3 protein-coding genes are annotated in these 8414 nt (G+C 42.6%); all 3 read right to left on the bottom strand.

What is annotated here, in order from left to right:
• Positions 1 to 5084 (bottom strand): DUF11 domain-containing protein (locus BLS65_RS12265; protein WP_170830112.1); only part of this gene is annotated, 5084 nt, incomplete at its 3' end.
• A gap of 612 nt (positions 5085 to 5696) precedes the next feature.
• Positions 5697 to 6416 carry a LytR/AlgR family response regulator transcription factor gene (locus BLS65_RS12260; protein WP_092439421.1) on the bottom strand — a complete coding sequence of 240 codons (720 nt, stop codon included), beginning with the start codon at positions 6414 to 6416 and terminating at the stop codon, positions 5697 to 5699.
• Positions 6416 to 8398, bottom strand: coding sequence for a histidine kinase dimerization/phosphoacceptor domain -containing protein (locus BLS65_RS12255; RefSeq protein WP_092439418.1), 1983 nt, complete (start codon positions 8396 to 8398; stop codon positions 6416 to 6418). The genes BLS65_RS12260 and BLS65_RS12255 overlap by 1 nt, the downstream gene beginning before the upstream one ends.
• Between the last annotated feature and the right edge of the window lie 16 nt (positions 8399 to 8414).

Here is an 8414-nt window from a genome sequence, read left to right as displayed (position 1 = left end):
TATGAACCAGTTGCTAGAACGGTTGCGGTGATGTTAAGCGAAGCGATAGCGCCGTTGGCCTGATTACCAATAGTCCAGATACCCGTAGCCGGAACATATGCCGCACCGAGGTCGTTGGATACGTATGTGTAGCCAGATGGGAGAATATCTGTTGCAGTAACTCCTGTGGCTGCGTTAGGACCATTATTGGTCACCGTTAGCGTGAACACTACGTTGCTGCCTACGTTAGGAGTTGCACTGCTAGCGGTTTTTGATATGGAAAGATCAGCACAAACAGGGGTGTTTAATGTCGCTGAAGTTGCTGTTGAAGAGATACAGCCAACAGAGTTTTTTGCTGTAACGTTATACGCATTCACTGCAAGTCCTGTAAAAATCCCGTCTGTGTTTGTGTATGTTGAACCGTCGATGGAGTATGTCATGCCTACACCGATAGGAGCAGTAACCGTTATGGTTCCTGTAGCCAAAGTGCAGGTAGGTTGCGTAATGGTTACTGTTGGTGCAGCAGGTTTGGCTGTTATAACGATCTGAACATTATCGGTGCTATTGGTACAGGGGGAATTGGCAATGGTCCATCGGTAAACATAAGTTCCGGTAGTCATACCCGTTAACGATGTCGTAGGGGAATTTGGAGCAACAATAGTCGGTGTATTTGGACCGCTTATTCTGGTCCAAGTTCCAGTTCCAACAATAGGTGTGTTACCGGCAAGCGTTGTTGACGTTGCTGAACATAAGGCTTGATCAGGTCCAGCATCAGCCGTGGTGGGATTTTGATTGAATGTAATATTAACATCGTCGAAGTTGGAACATGATCCATTGGCGATAGTCAATTTTAATGTGTATGACGATCCTGCTACGCCAGTAAATGTTGAAGATGGAGAGTTTAATGAGTTAATAACTCCTCCGGTACCTGAAGTGATTGTCCAAGTTCCTATTCCCACGGAAGGTGTACTACCAGCAAGAGTAATCGTTGTTTGTCCACAGGTTGCAGAACCTACCTGATCTAACCCAGCAGTGGAAATGGTCGGGATATCGTTAATAACTATATCTATATTATCGCTGCTACTTGCACAAGCACCACTGGCTATTGTCCATTTGAGAGTATAGGTTCCTACAATTGTCCCTAGCACACCTGTGGTAGGTGAATTTGGATTTACAAATGTGACTGTATTTGGACCTGACACCTGTGTCCACGTGCCAATTCCTGTTGCAGGGATATTTCCTGCTAAGCTAATGGCTGTGTAGTTACAAACATTCTGATCGCTACCCGCTAGAGCTGCTGTAGGTAAGCCACTATTGGTAATTGTAACATCATCGGTTAAATCGCACAAAGAGGCATTTGAAGAAGTCCATCTGAGCACATATACTCCTGGTATCAGCCCTGTGGCAGTGGTTAAAGGATCAATATCACTTGTAAAAGCGGCACTATTAGGCCCGCTTACCTGCGACCATTTTCCTGCTCCCCCAGTTATTGTATTACCGGCAAGGGTAACACTATTCAGGTTACAAACATTTTGATCTAGGCCTGCATTAGGCGCCAAGGCGTATCCCTTTAGAACAACTGTAAGATCAGCAAAGGAAGCCAAACAAGGTCCATTTGAGATAGTCCATCTAAACACATAAGTTCCCTCCAGCGATACTGTAACCGAACTGGTTGGTGAAGTTGTTGCTGAAAAAACAGAAGTTCCAGGTCCACTTTGCTGAGACCATGAACCAAGCCCAATGGTTGCAGTATTTCCGGATAAGGTTGTGGTGTATCCGCAAAGATTTTGCGCTGCACCTACTGTTGCTGTGGTCGGCGTTTGGTAGTTATCAACTCTAATTTGATCTTTTGAAGAACATGCTCCATTGGCAATGGTCCATTCAAAAATAAAGGTTCCGTAGTTATTCCCTGCTTGAGGGGTAAATGTTGCATTCTCCAGAGATGAATTATTCCATGATCCAACTCCACCAGGTCCGCTTAGCTTTGACCATATTCCAGTTCCAGTTCCAGCTACGTTTCCATCCATGGTAAAGGGATTTCCCATACAAAGAACTTGATCTGGGCCAGCTGTTGGTGATGTTGGAGTACTATTAATAGTAACGGTCATTGTTGCATTTGAAGTTGCACAAGGTCCGGCAATGGAGTATTGAAAAGTATAAATGCCAGCAATTAGTCCGCTTGCAATGGCGGTATTGCTCCCAGTTGTTGTGATTGTTGCCGCATTTGGCGTAACCCCTACTTGAGTCCAGGTACCCGTGCTTAGGGAGTTTCCAACTAAGTTGGCTGATGTTTGATCACAGAAACTTTGATTTGCACCTGCAGTAGCAGTAGGTGTATAGGTAATCACAACATCATCGGTGCTTGCGGGACAGAATGGTCCGTTTTGTGAGACCCATCTTAATATGTAAGTTCCCATTATCATTCCTGATATCGTTGCTGTTGGTGAGGTTACGCTGGTAAAGGTTGGATAGTTTGGTCCAGAGACTAAACTCCAAGAACCAGTTCCATTCGTAACGGGAGTGGCAGCGAGAGTTGCAGTTGTTGTTGGAGGGCAAATGCTTTGATCCGGTCCGGCGAGTGCAGTAGCTGGAGGCGTTGCCACATTTATTATTACCTCTTTGTAGTTGCTTGCACAAGCGTTATTGGTGATTGTCCATCGGTAGGTATACGATCCATCTACCATCCCGGTAACGGTGGATGTTGGGGAGGCTGGATCGGTAATGGTTGCAATATTTGGACCCGCCATCTGAGCCCAAGCACCAACTCCAACTGCGGCAGTAGTAGCAGCTAATGTAGCAGAGGTAGTGCAAACACCTTGAGTTGGCATGGCTGCAGCTATCGTTGCTGGGGCCGAAATGGTAACCATAACATCATCAAGCGTTACAACGCAAACGCCATTGCTGATCGCCCATTGAAACACATAGGTTCCATTGGTCATTCCGGTTACAGTAGAATTCCCCAAGGTTGGATTTGTAATGGTACAGGCTGGACCGGAAAGTTTTGTCCAAGTTCCGGTTCCGGTTCCAGGGATATTTCCGGCCAAGGTTATACTTGTAGTTCCAGCAGCTAAGCACTGATCTGCCCCTGCTGATGATGGGGAGGGGCCTGGAAGACCTGATGTGGTAATCACTACATTACTAGCAGATGTGTTACAACCATTGGTAATAGTCCAAGTAAATGTATATGCTGTAGATGCTGCCATTCCTGTGACGGAAGCATTTGGAAGGTGTGTGTCGTTGAAAACAAGGCCTGCACTTGGCGATACAGTCCAAGTTCCTATTTCGTTTAGAATAGGAGTATTACCCTGCAGATTAATTTGGGATGAATGGCATACGGTACTGCTTGATCCGGCAGCCGAAACAGTGGGGTTGGTATTGGATACCAAAACGTCAATCTCATCCTTAAAGTAGGGGGCAGTTAATCCACCTGTTAAAACCCATCGAAAAGTATAACGTCCATTGGTTAACCCGGAAATTGGACAGGTAGAGAGTAGGGGGTTGGCAATCGTAGCAGAGTTGGGTCCGCTTATCTGGACCCAGTTACCGAATCCCATAGCGGGTGTGTTGCCTACTAATGTGGTGTTATAAATATTGCATCCTAAAACCTGATCGGTTCCTGCATTACTCAATGATGGAGTGCGCGACACATATACATTTACATCGGCAAAAGCTTCTCCGCACGAACCAATACCACTATTAGAATATCTCCTGAAGCGAATGGTGTATTTCCCAATATTTGATAATCCATTAACCGTTTGAGGTGAGGATGCATTTGCCCATACCGGTACAACGGAACCTGCCGGGTTGCTGATGATAGCCCATTGGGTAGTGTTTCCTCCTGAAGTTGTGTAGGTAATTGGTGTCGTTTGTATATCTACGGGTAGGATTACCTCTTTGAGTGAGGTTATTGTAATGGTAGGTGCTGCGGTGAAACTAATGGTAGCCGTTCCTGAAGTTGAACTACACCCTGTGACATTAGAAATTATATAGTTATAGGTTGATGAGGCTGGTGGTGTAAGGCTGGTAACCGTTGTGTTTGGACTATTTGGATCGGTAATGGTACCATTACCGGTTAACTTTGTCCACGTTACTGTTTCTCCTGCATAGGTTGGCAGGTTTCCTATCAATACGGCTGAAGTTCTGCCATCGCAAAACGCTTGTGTGCCTAGAGTTATTGTTGCAGTAGAGTTTGCACCCACCGGGGTAGGAACTGTAATTACCATATCGTCGCTGCCGTTAACGCAACTTCCGGTTGCTGTCCATCGAAGGGTGTAGGTTCCGGCAATAAGGTTGGTTACCCCTGACGTTCTTAATGTAGGATTTGTTATTGTTGCAGCGCTTGGTCCGCTTACCAACGTCCAAATTCCACCCTGTCCACCGGTTCCGTTACCAGCAACTGATCCAGCCATGATGGCCGAGGTGGTTGTAGAAAAACATTTGCTAGGATTAATATCTGGTCCTGCACTAACAGGTGTTACACCACCTTTATTGGTAATTACTACATCATCGGTAGACGTGCAACCATTGTTCGTTATAGTCCAGCGCATGGTTGTTGCGCCTACGCTTGCTGCCGGCAAGTTAAACGTGCTTGTTGGATTCGTAGCAGTATAAGCCGCTATTCCAGAATTGTTTCCTCCAACAATAGACCATGCACCTGTTTCAGGGCCCACAACAGCGTTAGCAGCTAGCGAACCTGCGCCTGTACCTGGACATAATATTTGGTCAACGCCTGCATTTGCAGTAGTGATGGGCTTAACCGTAAAGGTGACCTCATCGAAAACAAATGTTCCGTCGAGGCATGTTGTTGAGAGTCTAAATTTATAGGAGTTATTCCCAGTAAACCCCGTTGCCGTAGTAATAAGTGCTGCAGGATTAGTTATAACTACAGCAGGACCACTTACCTGCGACCATGTTGTAATAGCTGTCTGGAACAGGCCAGACTTTGATCCATTCAGTGTCATCACCTGATTGCCGCAAATGGTCTTATCTACATCTGCATTTACGGAGCAATTTTGAGCAACTGCAATATTCTGAAGACCAAGAAGAAGTGCAAGAGTAACAAGAGTTAAATGCCTTCTAAAAAACAGAATTGTTGTGGTTTCCATCGTATTTGATCTTTGTTTGGATGAGGTTACATATATATCATTAAATCTCATGTTGTTGTGAGATATTAAGAGCAGTGTTTTTCTTGCAAATTTCATAATCACTTCAAGTTGCAATAAATAGTTTGTTCCTTACCCACGCGATTATTACACGAAGGTTTTTTATTTATGGGAGAATCAAAATAGCATTAACTATGAAGTAGATTTGGATAAGTTACGGATAATTATTGATTTTTATTGAAAGTCGTTCATTCCACCATTATTCTAATGCAAATGAAAAGAGATAATGAAAAATAGCCATACCGTTAGTCTATTTGTTACACCCATTTTTATCCTTCCTAAAAACTGTTTTTTTGTTACCAATATTTGTGTTTCGTAAAATCATGCAAGTATACGGTGTTGTTTTTCTGTTATCAATGCTGATAGGATCAATGCACGAAACTCTTACACTAAGAATTTTCTTACTGTATTAACGTAAATGTATTGCAAATGAATGGCTGCTTAAGGGGCTAAATAAGAGAATGTTATTTAAGCCTACTATTTTGTTCTAAGTGCCCCCAAAAGTGTTCTGAATGGATGTGAGAAAAATCCTTTACTAAATATCAGGTTGACAGACTACCCGAAATTTTTCAACAATTCTTTACGATAGTCTTTTGACAAAGGGATGGAATACTCGGGTAAAACGATTTCATTAGAATTTATCTTTTCAATGAATCGAATGTTTACGGCATAGCTGCGATGAACCCGGGCAAAGTTGGATGGTAGTTTTTTGAGGTAATCGGTTAGTGAGGTGCGCACAACATATTTTTGGTTTTGCCGGGTAACTATTTCGAGGTATACATGCTCGCTCTTAAGGAAAACAATGTCATCAAAAACAATTTTGTGGTAGGAGGTACCTTTCTTTACCAGTAAATAGGGTTCATAAACCGTGGGCTCGGTAATTTGTTCCTTTTTTTGATCGAAGTTATAAAGGGCAATTTCCAGCGAGGTGTATATATCCTGTTTGGTAAATGGCTTCAGCAGGTAGGCGCTGGGTTTGGTTTGCTTGGCTCGCTCTAGCGTGTTCTGATCGGAGTTGGAGGTGAGGAATATAAAGGGGATGCGATATTGGCTATTTATGATTTCGGCTAAATCAACTCCATCCTTTACGCCAGAAAGCTGAATGTCGATGATGGCAATATCGGGCAACTCTTTTTCCATCGACTCTATGGCCTGGCTGTAGTTCAAGGCGGGTTCAAAGCTTATGTAGCCTACGCTATTCAACGATTTCACAATGCTATCGGCAATAATGATTTCGTCTTCAACAACTAAAACTTTCCTTGGGCTATTTGGCATTAGAGCGTCAGTTTTCGGGTGAGAGTATCCTTAAAGGTTACCGTGAAAGTGGTTCCTTGGTTAAAGCTGTTTGAAAATGAACCATGCAGTTGCTTGCATAGCCTTGGAATAATATGTAGACCAATACCCTCATTATTTTGGAAGTCAAAATTTGTGGGTAGGCCAGGCCCATTATCGTAGACGGCAAGCACGTAGTCTTCGTTCGTTTGTTTCTGCAATGTTATGGAAAGTTTCGGGTATTCCGAAAAGTAAAGGGCATATTTAAAGGCATTGGTTACCAGCTCGTTTATAATTAAGCCCAACGGAATAGCGGTATCGAGGTCGAACTGAATTCCGTGGCAATCAACTATAACTTCCGTTGCGCGCGGACTGGTATAGGTGGTTTTAACTTGTTCCAATAACTTGTAAATGTAGTCCTCCATGGAAATAATAGCGAGGTTTTCATCCTGAAACAGCATTTGGTGGATTAGGGACATTGCTTTTACCCTATTTTGCCCATCGGCAATAATAGAGACTAGTTTATCATCGCTATCCTTTTTAAGATGCAGTTCAAGAAGGCTTGATATTAGCTGCAGGTTATTTTTCACCCGGTGGTGAATCTCCTTCAGCAGAATTTCTATTTTTTCGTTTCTATTTTGGAGTTCTATTTTCTGTTCGTTCAGGGAACTGTTGGCAATTATAAGTTCTTGGGTTCGAATGGTGACGGTTTCTTCAAGGAATTGGTTTTGCTTCAGTCGTAACTCATCCATTGATTTAAGAGCATGATACTTTTCTGTTTCACTTGACCGCATTTGCTCTGCTACGGCGATGGTAGAGAAGGAGATAACAAAAACACCGCCTAAATCATTAATTATGGAAAGAATCTGATTACTCCTTTCCCTTAAAAGGAAGAAGAGCGTCGCTCCTCCAATAAAAAGGCCTGCATGGGCAATAGCTGCAATGGCAAATATCCGCTGGGGCAAATGCAAATTCCTCCATACCTTGAAAGCAACCACAAGTACAATAATGTTTTGGAAACTAAACCAAAGGACGTTAATCTTGCTGGCAAACAGATAATTTGAATAAATTACAATTATTGAGTATGAGACAAAGGCCTGAATAATTATGCTTCCCACCAGCCACGTTAGTAGTATATTAAGAAAAGGGGTTACAGTTTTTAGTTTAAAAAAATCTTTGATGAGGAGAATTATCCCTATACTCGAAATGTTAGGTAAAAATGCAATTATACTCCACACAATGGGAGCATGGTTTGGAAAAACAGCATCGAGCATATAGCCGTTTAGCAAAAAGCCATAGGAGGTCATTCCTAAAGAATATATCGTGAGCCACAGGTAGTGCTTGTTTCGAGTAAAGGCAAAGGAGAGTATGCTGAGGATGATAAATATGAAGAATGCGCCTAGAATAAAAAAATCGTAGATCTGTTTTGTGTATTTTGCTTTTAGGTGGCTTTGCATTTCCCTTACAACGAAATTTAGGGGAGGCATATGGTGCTTGGTGTGTTTTACTACCAGAAGAATATTGGTGGTGGTGTTGGCCCCAAACATAAGCTCAAAGTGAGTTCTGCTATCGGTAAAATTTATGCTGTCGGCTTTTTGGAAGGTTCCGGAAAGTTTATGTTTCACTATTCTGTTCCCATCCAGAATGTAAAGTTCTACATAGGTTAGATTTTTAAAGGTCAGTGCTAAATCGATCTGTTCGCTTGTCTTGTTAGATATTGTAAACTTGAGGTAGTACTTACTAACTGGATTCTTACCCTTAAAACCCAACAATGGATTGAACAAATCTGGATTGTGTAGTAGTGTGGTAAGGTTTGTTGTATCCTCGACATCCTCATAAACTGAAAGATAATCTTCCAACGGTATGCCTTCTGTAATCTGGTTGTGGCTCCTAATATCAAGTATATTCTGTGAAAAGGTTGTGGTAGGAATAAGCACAATGCCTAGCAGTAATAGATACCGGTTAACATATTTTCTTACCGACATAAGCAATTTTTCTTTT

The sequence above is a fragment of the Williamwhitmania taraxaci genome, assembly GCF_900096565.1.
GTDB classification, from domain to species: domain Bacteria; phylum Bacteroidota; class Bacteroidia; order Bacteroidales; family Williamwhitmaniaceae; genus Williamwhitmania; species Williamwhitmania taraxaci.
Note: the sequence above shows the minus strand (reverse complement) of the source record. Positions and strands in the feature narration are given on the sequence as shown.